21 protein-coding genes are annotated in these 15,470 nt (G+C 39.7%); 19 read left to right on the top strand and 2 right to left on the bottom strand.

Going from position 1 to position 15,470, the window contains the following annotated elements; all coding sequences use genetic code 11:
* From RS130_RS19180 to RS130_RS19095, 19 genes are all read left to right on the top strand, one after another.
* Nucleotides 1-822: a glycosyltransferase family protein gene (locus RS130_RS19180; protein WP_316027247.1), complete on the top strand. Its 822-nt coding sequence runs from the start codon at nt 1-3 to the stop codon at nt 820-822.
* Complete coding sequence (pseI, locus tag RS130_RS19175; protein WP_316028099.1) at nt 815-1,867, top strand: pseudaminic acid synthase; 1,053 nt, start codon at nt 815-817, stop codon at nt 1,865-1,867. The genes RS130_RS19180 and pseI overlap by 8 nt, the downstream gene beginning before the upstream one ends.
* Before the next feature lie 15 nt (nt 1,868-1,882).
* Nucleotides 1,883-2,965, top strand: coding sequence for a UDP-2,4-diacetamido-2,4,6-trideoxy-beta-L-altropyranose hydrolase (gene pseG / locus RS130_RS19170; protein WP_316027246.1), 1,083 nt, complete (start codon nt 1,883-1,885; stop codon nt 2,963-2,965).
* Nucleotides 2,962-3,315 carry a UDP-4-amino-4,6-dideoxy-N-acetyl-beta-L-altrosamine N-acetyltransferase gene (pseH, locus tag RS130_RS19165; protein ID WP_316027245.1) on the top strand — a complete coding sequence of 118 codons (354 nt, stop codon included), beginning with the start codon at nt 2,962-2,964 and terminating at the stop codon, nt 3,313-3,315. The genes pseG and pseH overlap by 4 nt, the downstream gene beginning before the upstream one ends.
* Before the next feature lie 67 nt (nt 3,316-3,382).
* Nucleotides 3,383-3,565, top strand: a complete 183-nt coding sequence (locus tag RS130_RS19160) for a hypothetical protein (protein WP_316027244.1) — start codon at nt 3,383-3,385, stop codon at nt 3,563-3,565.
* Between the two features lie 5 nt (nt 3,566-3,570).
* On the top strand, nt 3,571-3,831 hold the full coding sequence (locus tag RS130_RS19155; protein ID WP_428982812.1) for a phosphopantetheine-binding protein: 261 nt from the start codon (nt 3,571-3,573) through the stop codon (nt 3,829-3,831).
* A 4-nt stretch (nt 3,832-3,835) separates the two neighbouring features.
* On the top strand, nt 3,836-5,125 hold the full coding sequence (locus tag RS130_RS19150) for an AMP-binding protein (protein ID WP_316027242.1): 1,290 nt from the start codon (nt 3,836-3,838) through the stop codon (nt 5,123-5,125).
* Nucleotides 5,126-5,141: 16 nt separating this feature from the next.
* Complete coding sequence (locus tag RS130_RS19145) at nt 5,142-5,867, top strand: SDR family NAD(P)-dependent oxidoreductase (RefSeq protein ID WP_316027241.1); 726 nt, start codon at nt 5,142-5,144, stop codon at nt 5,865-5,867.
* An 87-nt stretch (nt 5,868-5,954) separates the two neighbouring features.
* Nucleotides 5,955-6,860: a LicD family protein gene (locus RS130_RS19140; RefSeq protein ID WP_316027240.1), complete on the top strand. Its 906-nt coding sequence runs from the start codon at nt 5,955-5,957 to the stop codon at nt 6,858-6,860.
* Nucleotides 6,861-7,319 (top strand): FAD synthase family protein, encoded by a 459-nt coding sequence (locus RS130_RS19135; RefSeq protein ID WP_316027239.1) that lies wholly within the window; start codon nt 6,861-6,863, stop codon nt 7,317-7,319.
* Nucleotides 7,320-7,326: 7 nt separating this feature from the next.
* Nucleotides 7,327-8,406, top strand: a complete 1,080-nt coding sequence (locus RS130_RS19130) for a LicD family protein (protein ID WP_316027238.1) — start codon at nt 7,327-7,329, stop codon at nt 8,404-8,406.
* Between the two features lie 59 nt (nt 8,407-8,465).
* On the top strand, nt 8,466-9,143 hold the full coding sequence (locus RS130_RS19125) for a hypothetical protein (protein WP_316027237.1): 678 nt from the start codon (nt 8,466-8,468) through the stop codon (nt 9,141-9,143).
* Between the two features lie 44 nt (nt 9,144-9,187).
* Entirely contained in the window at nt 9,188-10,756 is a 1,569-nt protein-coding gene (locus tag RS130_RS19120; protein ID WP_316027236.1) for a hypothetical protein, read from the top strand.
* Nucleotides 10,757-10,805: 49 nt separating this feature from the next.
* Entirely contained in the window at nt 10,806-12,044 is a 1,239-nt protein-coding gene (locus RS130_RS19115; protein ID WP_316027235.1) for a glycosyltransferase, read from the top strand.
* 21 nt (nt 12,045-12,065) lie between these two features.
* A complete protein-coding gene (locus tag RS130_RS19110) occupies nt 12,066-12,569 on the top strand; it encodes a hypothetical protein (protein ID WP_316027234.1) in 504 nt (167 codons plus the stop codon).
* Nucleotides 12,563-13,435 carry a polysialyltransferase family glycosyltransferase gene (locus RS130_RS19105; RefSeq protein ID WP_316027233.1) on the top strand — a complete coding sequence of 291 codons (873 nt, stop codon included), beginning with the start codon at nt 12,563-12,565 and terminating at the stop codon, nt 13,433-13,435. The genes RS130_RS19110 and RS130_RS19105 overlap by 7 nt, the downstream gene beginning before the upstream one ends.
* A gap of 81 nt (nt 13,436-13,516) precedes the next feature.
* Entirely contained in the window at nt 13,517-13,711 is a 195-nt protein-coding gene (locus tag RS130_RS19100) for a hypothetical protein (protein ID WP_316027232.1), read from the top strand.
* Nucleotides 13,660-14,034 (top strand): class I SAM-dependent methyltransferase, encoded by a 375-nt coding sequence (locus tag RS130_RS23945; protein ID WP_428982872.1) that lies wholly within the window; start codon nt 13,660-13,662, stop codon nt 14,032-14,034. Before RS130_RS19100 ends, RS130_RS23945 begins: the two co-directional genes overlap by 52 nt.
* Entirely contained in the window at nt 13,998-14,198 is a 201-nt protein-coding gene (locus tag RS130_RS19095; protein WP_316027231.1) for a hypothetical protein, read from the top strand. Before RS130_RS23945 ends, RS130_RS19095 begins: the two co-directional genes overlap by 37 nt.
* On the opposite strand, the gene RS130_RS19090 is transcribed toward RS130_RS19095, so the two are convergent.
* Nucleotides 14,195-14,704, bottom strand: coding sequence for an FkbM family methyltransferase (locus RS130_RS19090; RefSeq protein ID WP_316028098.1), 510 nt, complete (start codon nt 14,702-14,704; stop codon nt 14,195-14,197). The genes RS130_RS19095 and RS130_RS19090 overlap by 4 nt on opposite strands.
* Nucleotides 14,705-14,852: 148 nt before the next feature.
* A complete protein-coding gene (locus tag RS130_RS19085; RefSeq protein WP_316027230.1) occupies nt 14,853-15,470 on the bottom strand; it encodes a hypothetical protein in 618 nt (205 codons plus the stop codon).

Here is a 15,470-nt window from a genome sequence, read left to right as displayed (position 1 = left end):
TTGGCAGAAAACATTATAGGCCAAGAATATTCACAGATCGTTAATTTAGATACCGCTTTTATGCCCTGCTTTTTATCTCGTTTCTTAAAAGACGCCGCAGAGCCCTTAGTTGGTAACTTTATCAGTTTGTCTATTGCTGAGTTACTCGATAAGGTGCAGGATCAAAGCTTAGAACCGGAATACGTTAATGTGCCTAGTGCGTTTCTGGACAGTACTTTTATTGGTATGCGACAGTGGTTAACACCTTGGTGGCATTCTTCGGTACTACCCGATGGCGGCTATCCGGAGTTTTACTTAAAACACTGTTGTGGTTTTGATATAGCTGAATTGCAACAGAATGTACAAATCAGTGCGGATAAGCGCTTAGCCAAAAAAGCGAAATCGAGCCAAGTCATTGGCTTGTGTTTAACACATTCTGAAGATGGATATATTTACCCTCATACAGCAGAGTTGAAAAAGTTACTACAACAGCAAGGCTACGAGGTGTGGGTTCGTGCAGATAGTCATGATAACCCTGTCACCTTACTGAAAATGATGAGCGCAAGTGATTTAGTGGTATGTAAATCAAGTGGTGATCGTTGGTATGCTCAGGCGGTTAATTGCCCAGTGTTACTTATAACTGCTACAGCGGAGCCTGCGGTATTAATGCCTGACTTTGCCACAGAACAACGCGCGCCTTGTCCTAAACACGCGCTGCAGTACTCGGACATGATAAACGAGAAACTGCCTTGTGATTGCGATAAAGCTGAAGACTTAACCGAGAGTATCGTCTCCATTTTCGAGCATTTAGCTGAAGAGGCTGAGAGTGAAAACCATGGCTGATATTCGAATTGGTAATAGGCTAATAGGGCCAAGTCACCCTCCTTTTATTATTGCTGAGCTAAGTGGTAACCATCAGCAAAACGTAGAGCTAGCTATGCAAATGGTTGAAGCCGCAGCAAAAGCGGGAGCCCATGCTATTAAATTGCAAACCTTCACCGCTGATAGTATGACTTTAGATGTGGATAACGACCACTTTGTGATCCAAGAAAAAGACAGTTTGTGGAGTGGCGAGTCTTTACATGCTTTGTATCAAAAGGCAGCCACGCCATACGATTGGCATAAACCTTTATTTGAGTTTGCTAGGTCTTTAGGCTTGCTCGCTTTTAGCTCACCATTTGACGAACAGGCCGTGGATTTTCTGGATGATTTAGCCGCTCCATGCTTCAAAATTGCATCGTTTGAGTTGACCGATTTACCGTTAATTCAAAAGGCAGCCTCCAAAAATAAACCCTTGATCATGTCTACTGGTATGGCAAGCTTAAGTGAAATTGAAGAGGCGGTGAATACCGCCAAAGAAGCTGGCTGCCAAGATATTATTTTACTGAAATGCACCAGCACTTATCCAGCAGATCCTACCAATACGAATCTCGCTACTATCGCCAATATGCGGCAGGCATTTAATTGCCAAGTTGGCTTGTCTGATCACACGGGCGGAGTGGGTGTGTCTGTTGCTGCCGTAGCTTTAGGCGCGACAGTTATCGAAAAACATTTTGTACTGGATAGGAGTGCGGGTGGAGTAGACGCTGCGTTTTCTTTGGAGCCGGATGAATTAAGTCGCTTAGTGATTGAAACTAAGCGTGCCTACCAAGCGTTGGGCCAAGTTACCTATGCTGGCACCCAAGCTGAAGAAAAATCGAAGCAATATCGTCGCTCGATTTATATCAGTCAAGATGTAGCACAAGGTGAAGTGTTAACCACAGATAATATGCGTATTGTACGCCCTGCATTTGGTCTAGCGCCTAAATACTGGCAGACAGTTCAAGGGAAAGTGGCTAAACAAGCACTTCGAAAAGGCACCGCACTACATTGGTCGATGATCGAATAATCTATGTTGGCTAAAATGCGTATAGTATTTCGGGTAGAGGGTGAACCCCAAATTGGTTTGGGCCATATCATGCGCTGTTTGGCGCTGGCGCAAAGTTTTGATAGTGAAGGCCACCAAGTGCTGTTCATTATGTCTGAATCATCGCAATCATTTTGCCAAAAACGCCGCGATTGGGTTGGTGATATTATGCCGCTTGCCACTTTTGATGAGCAAGCCCTTAGCAACCAAGTAAGCGATGACTACCACGATATAAAACTGCTTGAGGCAAACTGGGTCAAGCATCAATGTTCCGAACTCGGTGCAGATTGGTTAGTGCTAGATGGTTATCAATTTGCCCCAAGTTACCGACAAGTTCTATGTCATGACAATTACAAACTTGCTGTTTTTGATGACATGAATAACAGCGGAGATTTGCACGCTGATCTAGTGATTAATGGTGCCCATAACGCATCAAAGCTAAATTACCAAGTTAGCGCGCCCCAAGCTCAGTTGGCGCTTGGCAAAAGTTATCAGGTATTAAGGAAAGAGTTTTTACAGGTTAGTGACAAAAACTGGCGTAAGCGTAACACGCTAACCTTGATGTTTGGCGGTAGTGATCCCCAGAATATGACTTTGCTGGCACTACAGTCTTTGCAGAAAATTAACGCGGCTATGTCAATAACAGTGGTCACAGGCGTTGCTTATACACAATTGCACACTTTGCAACATTTCATCGCCAATAGTCAATTGAATGTTACTCATCATCATGACTGTCAAAATATGGCTGAAATATTAGTCGGTACTCGCTTGGCTTTATCAGCGGCGGGCGGCAGTCAGTTTGAGTGTTTAGCTTGCGCGACGCCGGCTATGTTGCTGGTGGTTGCAGATAATCAAAAATTTGCCAGTCAACAAGCTGCTAAGCAGGGGTGGTGTCTGGTAAAACAATGGGACCAGGTGAGCATAGATGAATTGATCAGTACATGTATGAGTTTGTGGCAGCAAGCTGAATTGCTGCAGTCAATGCATGTAAAGGCGTTGCAGCAGCCTATAGAAGATGGAGCAAAAGCTATCAGCGAACTGATGTTAACACTGTCAGACAAAAGTGAATTTGCCGTATGAAAGTTGGCTTACCCAGTCACGAGTTTAAAGCCCTAAGTCAATCACAGTTGAAGCTAGTGTGGCAGTGGCGTAATAGTCCTAGAATTCAACAGAATATGCATAACGATCAACCAGTGGAGTGGCAAGATCATTGCCGTTGGTTTGAAAAGCTAGCGTGTGATACAAGCCGCCAATTTTTCATTTTATGGCAGAATAAACAGCCGATAGGGGTGTTGAATTTTTCAGATCTACACACCAGTACGCCAGAGTGGGGGTGTTATCTAGGTGAAACCAATGTGTGGCTAGGTAACGGGCATTATTTTAGAGTTGGCGGCGTTGGATTTTGTCGCTATTCATCAGCCCTTTACTAGTGATAAGCGCATTAGATACAGCCATTTGTTGGCACAAGTCTTGTCCTTTAATACGGCGGCAAATAAAATGCACAAAGTATTTGAATATGAACAAGTTAGCCTCGAAAATGGCGGACAAAGAAATGGCCAACAATTTGCTATATTGCATTACCAATATGAACTTAAACAATGGTTACTAAAACGCGAGACAATACTGCAAAAGTTACCCAAAAATATTCGTAACCTGAGTAACGACATTCAGTTTTTATAAGAGGAATGACCTTGGACTTAGAACAACAAATTAAACTGGCGATGCAACAAGTTGCCGAGCTAGGCGATTGCCAGCTCGTTGAGCCGATAGAAGCCAGCACTTTGCTATTGGAAAGCGGTCTAGACTCACTTGGTTATGCCATGCTAGTGGCACAACTGGAAGAGGACTTGGGTTTTGATCCCTTTACAGAGCTCGCAATTGACACTTACCCCAGTACATTTAGCGAGTTCGTCGCCATTTATCAGCAATGCGCTAGTCAACAGTAATTGTATGGCTAATCTGCTAGAGCAAATCCAAAAGCAACAAAAGAATGGCACCTTGTTCTACGCTGAGCAATCTATGTCTGTAAATGATTTAGTGGAAAAAGCGCTCAAAATTAGACAACGGCATCCACAGCTTAGAGGTAAGAAAGTTGCCTTAACTGATCGCCATTTAGTGGACTTTTTGGTTAGTTTAATCGCCTTTGATGGTTTTTGTTCGGCTATGTATTTGTGTGCCAGCAATGTCACTATTCCGTTGGTGGATGGACTACAAGTTTGGCCCTTGAACGGGCAAGATGTGTCCAATAGCCAGATGTTGCCGTTAGTCTCGAATACTCGTTGGTATCTTGCTACTTCAGGCACGACGGGTGAGCCTAAGTGGTTTGCTCATACTCTTATTTCTTTAACCGCAGAGACGAAACACAGCGCAAGGTTACAAAAATTATGCTGGGCGTTAATGTATCAAGCCTGTCGTTTTGCTGGCTTACAAGTGGTTTTACAAGCCTTGCTTAGTGGGGCTGATTTAGTCGATGCAACAGGTGGCGAGCCGTTAAGTCAGTTAGCATTAATGCAAAAAAACAAGGTAACAGCGGTATCGGCCACACCTAGTTTATGGCGACAACTCTTGATGACTAAGCAATTACCTGATCTAGCCTTGAGTCATATCACTTTAGGCGGGGAAATTGTTGATCAAACATTGTTAGATCAGCTAGCTAGATTATTTCCTCAGGCCAAAGTTCGGCATATTTATGCTTCTACCGAAGCGGGAGTAGGCTTTGTGGTAAGCGATGGTAAGGCTGGGTTTCCACTAAGTTGGCTGCATAATAGCGAATTACCGCTGGCGCTTAAAATATCTAGTGAACATCACTTACTGGTTAAACCAAATAAACAAGCTAAAGTGCCATCGAATATTACGACTGATGAGTTAGGCTTTATGGATACTCAAGATAAGGTGCAAGTGGTTGCTGACAGGGTGGTATTTTTGGGGCGTGCCACTGGTGCGATTAATGTGGGAGGCAATAAAGTGTATCCCGAAAAAGTTGAGCAGGTTTTATTAACAATTGCCGATGTGAGTCAAGCTCGGGTGTATGCTAAAAATAACCCTTTGATGGGGCAGTTAGTGGTGGCTGATATTGTTTTGTTTGATAATTCAGAGCTGGCTAAGCTGGATATTGCCAGTATGCGACGTCAAGTCACTCATATGTGCAAAAATCAATTGCAACGTTTTGAAATTCCTACCAAAATTACTGTGGTTGAGCACATGGCCCATAACGTAAATGGTAAACTCAATCGACAGTAAAACAGGAAGTAAAAGCATGACCGATTATGTCATCGTCACGGGTGCAAGCAAAGGCTTGGGCCTGGAGATTTGTAAACAAGCGTTAACCGCCGGTTATGCTGTGGTGGCTATCGCGAGAACGCTCTCTGCTGAGTTGCAGGCATTATCCGAATCGACACCTGAGCATTGCCATTTTATACAAGCTGACCTCTCTGATCTAGAGAAAATCCCTGCACTTTGCCGGCAAATCATCAAACAGTTTGGCAGACCCTATGGCTTAATTAATAATGCCGCTGTAGGGCACGACGGCGTTTTAGCAACTATGCCAAATAACGAAATAGACAATGTAATGCGATTGAATGTGCAATCGCCTATGTTATTGAGCAAATATTTATTGCGCTCTATGTTACTGAATCGAACCGGGCGCATTATTAATATTTCATCGATTATTGCTAAGACGGGATTTAATGGCTTAAGTGTTTATGCCGCCAGTAAAGCAGCCCTTGAGGGGTTTACTAAGTCGTTAGCCAGAGAAGTAGGTAAAGCCGGTATTACGGTGAATTGTGTGGCGCTAGGTTATATGCAAACTGACATGACAGATAGCTTGCAAGGTGACAAATTGGCTACCATTAAACGCCGCAGTCCTTTGGGGAAATTAGCCACAGTAGAAGATGCAGCGGCCATGGTGATATTTTTGCTGAGTGATAAATCATCGTCAATTACCGGCACAGTGATGACAGTCGACGCGGGTAGTACGGCTTAGATCTTTTGTTCGATTAAAGTCAAATCAGTGTAAGCCGATAATTAATTATAATATGAATTAGCCGCTGAATTTAAATAGGATAAATATATGCAGAAAACCCTTAACCGAGGGGCAAAAGTTGTGATATTCGGCGCAAGTTTGTCTGGTCGTTCAGCACTGTCTGCTATATCTGAACACTATGATGTTTTGGCGTTTGTTGATAATGATAGCAAAAAGTATGGCGCGAACATTGAGGGTATCCCCATTGTTTCTCCAACAGATATCGCAGCGCTGGCTCCTGATAAAATATTGATTGCTAGTGAGTTTTTTGAGCAAATAGAAAAGCAATTGCATCAACTTGTTCCACAAATAAAAGTGGAAGTATTGCCTGCAAGACAGATAAAGCCCATACAATTAGAAAATTCTCATCGGCAAGGGCAAACCGCAGTAGAGTTGTTACTGACCCTGTCTAAAAATTTAACCTCTCTTGAGGTGCCTCATTATATTGATGCTGGTACGTTATTAGGTGTGTATCGAGATAATGCTCTTATTCCTTGGGATGACGATTTAGATTTTTCTATTGATGCCAATTATCTGGATCACAGCATAGCGGTGATAGAGCAACAATTACCCCAACTGTTTGCACTAACAGGTGTGACGTGGACGTTACATAAATATGTAAATCAACAAGCCTACGGAGCGGTGCCGATTGGCGCAATTCGAGCCCTTAAATTACTGCCTAATGACGACGCTGGTGCTTTTCCCGGTATCGACTTTTTTGTTAAGTATATTCAGGGAGATTACATGGACTATTGTTTAGCTTCTCGTGGTTTTCGAATGCCGGCTAAACATTTTAGTGCTATTCAAAGTCATCCATTTGCAGGTGGTGTAGTTAATTTACCTAGCCATGTTGAAGCATACTTAGAACGGCATTATGGTGAGTGGCAAGTTCCGCAAAAAGATTGGTCGTTAAGTGACGTTAAGTCTGCCACCGTATTTACCGCTGAGAGTTAAATGAAAACAATTATTACCTATGGCACTTTTGATTTGTTACATATTGGTCATGTGAATATGTTGCAGCGTTTAGCCGAGCTTGGAGACAAATTGATTGTCGGTGTGTCTACCGATGAATTTAATTTATTAAAAGGCAAACAATGTATCTACGGTTATGCAGAAAGGGCAAAAATAGTCGCTGCGTTAGGCTGTGTTGACCAAGTGATAGCAGAAGATAACTGGGCACAAAAAGTATCTGATATTCAGACGCATCAAGTCGATATTTTTGGTATAGGAGCCGATTGGCAAGGGAAATTTGATGAATTAAACGCCTATTGCGAAGTGGTATATTTACCCAGAACACCCAGCATCTCAACCACTGATTTGAAAAAAGCTCTATCACAAATAGATAGCGCTTCTATCCAGAAAATTAAACAGGGTTTAGATAGTGTATTAGATTTAGTTAAGGCCATAGAGTAGTCCTTTTATGATATATAACTTAAATAAGATTTATTCTGATTACGCCAACGTTCATCAAGTATGCAGAGAAGTATTAGATGTATCTAATCAATCTGCAATTGAAGCGGTTTTAATTGGTGGCTCATTGTTAGGTATGGTCCGTGATGGTGATTTTCTACCTTGGGATAAAGACTTAGACTTTGCCGTATTTGAACGAGATATCGCAGCCACACTTGCACTAGAGCCCGTGTATCGGGAACTTGGTTATGAATGCCGAGTACATCATTTAGGCGTCAGGCCGCAAAAAGAATTAGACGCAGGGTTAGACTTATTGTTAGCGCTAACTGATGTGCTAAAGCAGCACAATACTGAACATTGTATCATTGGCGGCGCATTGCTCAATCTGTATAGAGACAAGTGTTTGTTTGCAGAAACGGATACCCTGGGTGTGTTAATTAATCCTCAAGGGCCTGAGCAATTGAACAAGTTGTTGCAGATTTTGGCAACAATGGGTGAGGTGTCGTTAAGTTATAGTAACAAGCAGATCAAAAGTGTTTTATTAGTGACTGGCCAATGGCGAGTCAATTTCTTTTTATATATAGAACACGAGAAAGGTTTTGGTTGGCGTGATCTTAATTGTGAACATTGGTTTGATAAGCCCTTATTTCCCGCTCAGTCCCATACTATTGATAACCGTGTTTATTACGGCCCTGCTCAAACCGACTCTTTTTTGCAAGCCCGTTTTGGTAAAAACTGGCACTGTACGCCACCTTTGAAATTCACTCAGGGGAGGGTTGTGGGTTCAATGCAATTGTATAAAGACGGTGTGATGTTCGATTTTATTATGCATTATGTACGCGGTGAAAAAACCTTCTGGTTCGAGCCTGCCGCCAATGTTATTAGTACTAAAGGTTTTTTACCTTGTTCTATTAAATCGACCACTGCTGGTGAGATGTTATTTCCTGATCATCCTGAAATATTTTTGCAAGAACACTATGGAAACTGGAAAGTGCCAGTTAAAACATGGGATGGTGCGGTAGACAATCCGACTATCATTCCTAGTGAAGAAGCGATGCAGAAAATTCTTGATGTTAACTATTTTGAATGAATAACGTGAAATTGGTTTTCAAATGTTGGTTCTAAGCATGACGAAAGGTTTCTTCTAATATGTCAGAGTTACTTAATTCTATCGCTAAATTTATACACGAGGGAAAGATCAAATTAGTCTCAATTGACGTGTTTGATACGATTGTCTTTAGAAAAGTGGCCCATCCTACAGATGTATTTTCAATGGCCTTGCAAGCTTATGGAAACGAAAATGAGTGGCCTATGGGATGCGAAGAGTTTAAAGAACTTAGAGTAAATATTGAAACCCAACTAAGGCGACAGGCTGTATATGGTGAAGTCACACTTGAAGATATATACACAGAATTGCCATTTTCATCTGCTGTCAATAAAAAACTAAAACTAGCAGAGTTAGAGGTTGAAAAACAAGTCGGCTTTATCTATCAGCCTATGCAGAAATTTATTGAGTTACTTCGTGATGATGGTATCGAAGTGATTTTAATTTCTGATATGTATCTTAGCCGAACACAAATACGTGATTGCTTCTTCCACAATTCAACGCTGTTACAATCTTTACCGTTACATGTTTCTTCTGAGTACAAACTGAATAAATCTTCGGGTTTATTGTTTGAGCACTTAGCCAACGAACAAAAAATCGATAAGTCTGGCTGGTTACATCTTGGAGATAATATTGTTTCGGATTTCAACATGCCGAAACAAAAAAACTTCAAGCAAAATATCTGTCTGCTGAATTGGACATTAAAGCTATTTGGGGTTTAGAAAGTCGCCTGTTTTCTGAAACGCAAAATTTCAATTCGGCGAGAATGCTTTCATCAACACACTTTAAAGCCCGTTCAGAACCTATTGCGTTTAGTATCGGTTCTTTGGTTTGGGGGCCGATTTTATTGTCGTTTTCTGATTGGGTAATTGATAAAACCATAGCTGCAGGAAGTGCTTGTATTTTGTGCCTGATGCGAGAAGCTGAGGTATTTGCTCCTTTAATTGAAACTCGCTTGAAACAACGTAATGTATCGAACATTAACGTTAAAAAGCTTTATGCATCACGTAAATCCACATTTTGGCCATCGATAAATATAGAGTCTGATACTTGGTTTGAGGATTTGCTGTATATACTGGTGCAAAGACGTGGCTATACAGTCGATGACTTTTATCGAGACTTTTTATTAAAACCAGATGGCATGCTGCAATCTCATGCCGAAGTCTTACTGCGAAATGCTGATGGTTTGTATTATCAGGGACAGAATTTGTTAAAACAGTTGACTGAAGTGGCAAGAAAAAATAGCCAAACAGTCAAACAAAACATCGCTATGCAGAAGGAGTTATTCATCCGCTATTACGCTCATAATATCGGAGATAACTTTGAAAATTGCACTGTCGTTGATTTAGGTAATGGGGGGACTATTCAACATCAAATTGAGTTGATTTTAAATACCAAGAGCGCAGCTAATCTGTTGTTATATTCATCGCAAAGAATATATCGCTATGCGAGTACAACTCACTATAGGAGTTTTCTCGATGCCAAAACGGATGTCAGAGACTTGCGCTTGTTATTTTCTCGTTCACCAGAGTGTATAGAACCTTTTTTGGTCGGGGATTGCGGGACGACTTTAGGGTATGAAAATGACGAAGTCGGTTCGCCAATTGTTGCAGACGCTTTGGTAGAAAATTCGAATAGTGTGCAAGATTTTATGTGTGGAGTTGAAAAGTACTTCTTGACGCATTATGAATTAGGCTTCGGTTGTATCGAGATCCAACAAGTCATTCCGATATTGTATCGTTATATTCAATTTCCTACTAAAGACGAATCTGCGTTGTTTACGCGTATTTTTCATCAGGATAATTTTGGTTCAAATGTTGCCTATCCGATAGTTACCGCAACTCAACTGAAAGATGTTGAGCAATATGGCGTTGCTAATTTTCATCTAGAGTTTTGCCAAAATTTCAAACTTAAAATTGGAAAAATTCATTGGCCCCAAGCCATCATTACACTGTTATCAGAAAAGTTTCTTATAAAGCAGTCCGGCTTTATGTCAATGGATACAGATAATAATGTACTAAGTTTAGTCGAACGTTTAGAGACAGAAAAATGGACTCACTTCTCTGTCTATGGTGCGGGTTTGTTCTTTGAAAAGTTACTCCCATATATAGAAAAAGCTGACTTACATGTCGAGTTTTTAATTGACAGAAAAGCGGAGGTCTGTGACCAATATACTGTTTCTGGCTATGAGGTTATTAGTTTAGATACAGCGTTGAAAAAAGGCTGTAAAAGAATATTAATATCTTCATTTGCTTACAAAGATGAAATTTCTAGAATTATTTATGAACAATCGCAGAAATCCCCGCAGGGAATAGTTGAGGTACTTAGCCTGTGATTTTGCCTGTCAAATATCACTCCAAGTTGACGTTCGGAAGAAATGATTAATGAGAATTGCACTCATTTCTAAAGCGTCACGCTTAGGAGGAGGCGGTAGTCAAGTTGCCACTAATTTAGCTAACTTACTTCGACAAAGTGGACATTTTTGTCATCACTTTCGACGCGATAAAGAATATGGTTACGATGCCAATGAAAGTAGCATCTACGGAAAGTATGAAAGTAAAATAAAATACATCGACCATAGGCTGCGAAAATTGGGGGGACAAGAATTATTGCCATGGGAATATTTGCACCTTAAATCTGAAATGTTCCGTTTAAATATTGACGTTATACATGTTCACGATACGACTACTGCAATTTCGCCCATTACAATTGGTATGTTGTCGAAATATTTTCCCGTTGTTTGGACAATGCATGATTTCTCTCCTTTTACCGGAGGATGTATAAATTCGTTGGGGTGCGAACGTTTTAAACTTCAATGCGGTAAATGTCCCCAACGTGATGAATGGCCTATCGCGGGTAAGTTTGATTTTACGTCGCTTCAATTGCATCTTAAAAAGAGGTTATTTAAAGAAAATGTCAGTTATATCGCGCCCTCCACATTTATAAAAAATATGGCTGTATCGGCGGGTATCGACAAAAATAAAGTGGCGGTAATTCACAATAGTGTTGATATCAAAACTTTTTATCCTAAGAGTAAAGTAGAAAGTAGAACTCGCTTAGGCTTGGATCCTGCTAAATTTACGATCTTGTTATTGGCTTATAGTATTAATGATCGTTTTAAGGGAATGGATGACGCTATTAGGATCCTGCAAGATGTGGATGCCGATTTTCAGGTTTTGGTTGTTGGTAAAATTTCAGAAAAAGATAAAGCCTTATTTAAAGGTGTTGAGTGCTTTTTCACAGGCTTTGTTCAAGACCCAGATAAACTAAATGTTTGCTATAACTCCGCGAATATTTTTTTGAATTGCAGTAAAGCGGATAACTTCCCTCTGGTTGTATTACAGTCTTTGGCTGCAGGGACGCCTGTCTACGGTTATGCAACGGGTGGAATTGTCGAGATGATAACAAATGGTAGCCAAGGCATTTTGGTGAAAACAGGGGACTGGCAAGAATTAAAAGTTAAAATGTTGGAGTTCATGCAATCTATAAAAATTGCTGATTCAGGTACATTATTTTCAAGTTGTCGAGATATCGTTAGTCAATTATTTACAGACAAACTGTTTTTAAATGAGACTGTTCGTCATTACAGACAGGTTATAACAAAGTGGAGAGCTGAGAAGTAATTCTTGTGTCCTATTCATCTAATGAAGCATATTTTAATAAGTTATGATTTTCTAACGACGCAAGCCCATGTTGGTAAGCAGAGTGTCGAAAAATTACATTTTTTAGCCGAAATACTGACTAATCTAGGTATGAATCCAACCTTAGATTCTGATTTAACACATGTATTTCCCATAAAGAAATTTTTTGAACTCATCAATCAAGATTATCCGAATCAAATGGTAAATTTTGTTGAACCAGATATTAACAGTGTTGAGTCTAATGAGTTAGTGATTGACTATTTGGCTGGTGTAGACCTGTTAATAGCTTATGAGTTATCTCCGCAATCTCGACACTATTTTGACTGTTTAGGCATAAGCTATATTGATATATGGTTTTCTCCATTGCGATTTTGCAAAGATGTTATGTTTTCGTTTTATTCAAATGTCGCTTCAATTCAAAAGCACTTAATCTCTAATCGTACTCCTGACGCTTTTTTTACCAACAGGCTGAGTTGTTATCAGAACATTGTGACAATTTCATGTTGAATGATATTGAAATAGAGCCGGACAGCGCACTTATAATAGGTCAACTTTTTATTGATAAAGCGTGTCAGAAAGGCACTAAGTTTCTTAACTTGCTCGATTACAAGGCGCGTATCCGGGACATTGCTGCAAACCATCAAAAAGTTTACTTAATCAAACATCCTCTTATGCCAGAAAAAGACTTTAGCAAAATAGTAAGTGGGCTAAATATCGAAAAGTTAGTATATCTGCAAAATGTGAATGTATATGAATTGATGTCGAATAAAAACGTAAAGACTGTAATAGCAGTATCGTCATCTGTACTCATAGAAGCTAAGTATTTTAATAAACAGGTTGTATGTCTTTATAAATCACCGATTGACGACAATTACGTCAATATTTATGAGTGTTTCTTTGATGCACAGTTTTGGATTAACGTCTTGCAACTGACTGACTTAACTTCAACGTGGAGCTATTATCATTACGATAATTTCTTGCGGCATAAATTTGATGCTTTTTACGCTTATGAAAAATTTGCTAAAAACACAATTGCTTTATCTGCGGATCAGGAAGCGCAACTGGTTTATCAGTCCCTAGTTGATTTAGGTCGAAATATTGAAGCGGTTAACAAGTATCAATCAGTAGTTCTATACGGCTATGGAACTGTAGCTAAACTCATATTACCCCAATTAAGTGTTCCGGTAAGAGGGATTGTTGATAAGGCTTTGACAATGAAAAATATTGTGGAGATCGATGATATTTCTGTTCTTACTCCGTTAGATTTAGTTGATGGGGACAATGTTGTTATCTGCGCTTTTAAATATAATCATGAAATTAAAGTTCAATTGAATTCTATAGGGAAAAATCTAAATATTACTTCTCTCTTATAGCAAAGTGTTAATTTTAGATAATGTATCTAGTTATACAGCCGATTACTCTACAACAAACAAGTATTAAATTTGGACCTATTTATGTTTTACTTTAATGATAATGATCGATCTTACCTTGAAAAATTAGATGAGCAGTATGCTGATTTGTTAAAGTATTCTACTTCAGGTCAAGCTATGCAAAAGCTACTTAAGGATTTTGAGTTTCATACTATTCTTGATGTTGGCTGTGGTGCTGGCTGGCATACCCGACATTTCAGTCGAAACAAAAAACGGTAACTGCTTTAGATTACCGCCAACATCCAGACCTTAATACAGCCGAATACCACGATGTTAATTTCGTGTTTGAAGACGTAATGCAATACCAATCAGCAGAGCCTTATGAGGCGTTATGGTGCTCCCATGTACTTGAGCACCAATTAAACCCTAACCTTTTTTTACGCAAGCTCCACTCTCTATTAGAGGAAAATGGTATTCTGGTTATTACCGTTCCTCCACTAAAGCATGAAATTGTAGGGGGCATGTCAGTTTATGGAATGGGGGCTTATTATTATACCATTTGGTATTGGCTGGCTTCGATTGTCGTGATGCGGCGGTGTTAAAATATGCTTACAATATTAGTGTCATTGTGCGTAAAAAAACCATCCAAAATTTACCGGATATTGGCTTTTGCAATGGGGATATTGAAGCGCTATCAGATTATTTACCTACCGGAGAACTAAAACAGGGTTTTAATGGCGACATTTCAATTTGTGATTGGTATTAAGTCTCAGTAGAAAGTAAAGTCATGCTATAAAAGAACATATCTCTGTTTATCGTCTCTAAATAGGTATAATTATTTTGTTCTAAAAACTGTTTAATCTCAGGTTGTTGTCTGGGAGATACTTCAATTTGTAACACACATTCATTTTGTGTTAATAAGTTCTTTGCGCCTATTAGTGCGGGCAATTCTGCCCCTTCTATATCAATTTTTAAATATAGCCTTTCGTTTTTTATGTTATGGCAGTGATCTAAACTAATGACATCGATCATTTCTACATTGTCATAATGAACTAGACTTTTGCCGTGATGTATTTCTGGTAAATCGATGCTTTTTCCTACATCGGCATCATTAATTAGTCGATTGGCACCGCCAAATGAATTTGATATGGCTAACGTTAATTGCCCGTTAAAGTCCGCAACGCCTTTTTCATAAGTATGCACTTTGCCTTGTAGGTTATTCGCTTGTTGAGTCCTAGATAATAAATCGTAGTGAGAGGGGTAGGTTCGTATGCGTGTACTTCTTTCACTTGTGTATGTTTAGCAATAATCGCACTATATAACCCTACTGAAGCGCCTAAATCGAACATGGTTTGTATGTTATATTTGTCAATTAACTCGATAGCTTTATCGAGTAGATCATTCTCATATTCACCATGAGTCAGTAAACGGCGAAGTATCGTGATTTTTTGTGTAGAACCAGCGTAGTATTGAAAAAATCAATTTCTAAGTATGCTGAAGGCGAGCTATCGAATAATTCGTATAAACGAACCACATCATCAACTTTTTCACAGACTTTACTTAACTCCAGTACTCTTTGCGCCCACTGAGTATAACTCTTTGACCTCATATAAGCATCATTAGCTAAAGCGCTATCACCGGCATTTTCTAACATTATGGCTCGGCGTAAATAGTGTGTGCCGATCGCATTATTCTTAAAATGGACATTATCAAGGTGATGATCAAAATAGTAAGAATGGTTTTCCATACCTTGTATAAAATCAGGGTAGCGGGTAATAATTTTGTTGTTTTTTTCACCAAGCTCAGAGGTGCTTTCCTCAATGTTATAAATTGATAATTGTGTTGTGGTCGATACTATTTCTGAGTCTTGTGATAATAATTTTGTGGTAGCTAAAAAATCGGGACCATTTTGCTGGTTTTCTTCGTACATATGAGGCGAGTTTTCTAAAACCGATAAAATAGCTTGGCTAGAAATTAATCCGCCTTGATGGAGGCTGACAGGATTGAGAAAGGTAAGATGGCGTTTTAATGCATTCAA

The organism is Paraglaciecola aquimarina, assembly GCF_032464635.1.
GTDB lineage: Bacteria > Pseudomonadota > Gammaproteobacteria > Enterobacterales > Alteromonadaceae > Paraglaciecola > Paraglaciecola aquimarina.
Note: the sequence above shows the minus strand (reverse complement) of the source record. Positions and strands in the feature narration are given on the sequence as shown.

Coding starts and splice junctions, on each gene's coding strand:
- RS130_RS19145 (WP_316027241.1), top strand. CDS start 5,142: ATGACCGATTATGTCATCGTCACGGGTGCAAGCAAAGGCTTGGGCCTG.
- pseG (WP_316027246.1), top strand. CDS start 1,883: ATGCGTATAGTATTTCGGGTAGAGGGTGAACCCCAAATTGGTTTGGGC.
- RS130_RS19125 (WP_316027237.1), top strand. CDS start 8,466: ATGTCAGAGTTACTTAATTCTATCGCTAAATTTATACACGAGGGAAAG.
- RS130_RS19120 (WP_316027236.1), top strand. CDS start 9,188: ATGCTTTCATCAACACACTTTAAAGCCCGTTCAGAACCTATTGCGTTT.
- RS130_RS19115 (WP_316027235.1), top strand. CDS start 10,806: ATGAGAATTGCACTCATTTCTAAAGCGTCACGCTTAGGAGGAGGCGGT.
- RS130_RS19155 (WP_428982812.1), top strand. CDS start 3,571: ATGACCTTGGACTTAGAACAACAAATTAAACTGGCGATGCAACAAGTT.
- pseI (WP_316028099.1), top strand. CDS start 815: ATGGCTGATATTCGAATTGGTAATAGGCTAATAGGGCCAAGTCACCCT.
- RS130_RS19105 (WP_316027233.1), top strand. CDS start 12,563: ATGTTGAATGATATTGAAATAGAGCCGGACAGCGCACTTATAATAGGT.
- RS130_RS19150 (WP_316027242.1), top strand. CDS start 3,836: ATGGCTAATCTGCTAGAGCAAATCCAAAAGCAACAAAAGAATGGCACC.
- RS130_RS19135 (WP_316027239.1), top strand. CDS start 6,861: ATGAAAACAATTATTACCTATGGCACTTTTGATTTGTTACATATTGGT.
- RS130_RS19140 (WP_316027240.1), top strand. CDS start 5,955: ATGCAGAAAACCCTTAACCGAGGGGCAAAAGTTGTGATATTCGGCGCA.
- RS130_RS19160 (WP_316027244.1), top strand. CDS start 3,383: ATGCACAAAGTATTTGAATATGAACAAGTTAGCCTCGAAAATGGCGGA.
- pseH (WP_316027245.1), top strand. CDS start 2,962: ATGAAAGTTGGCTTACCCAGTCACGAGTTTAAAGCCCTAAGTCAATCA.
- RS130_RS19110 (WP_316027234.1), top strand. CDS start 12,066: ATGAAGCATATTTTAATAAGTTATGATTTTCTAACGACGCAAGCCCAT.
- RS130_RS19130 (WP_316027238.1), top strand. CDS start 7,327: ATGATATATAACTTAAATAAGATTTATTCTGATTACGCCAACGTTCAT.
- RS130_RS19100 (WP_316027232.1), top strand. CDS start 13,517: ATGTTTTACTTTAATGATAATGATCGATCTTACCTTGAAAAATTAGAT.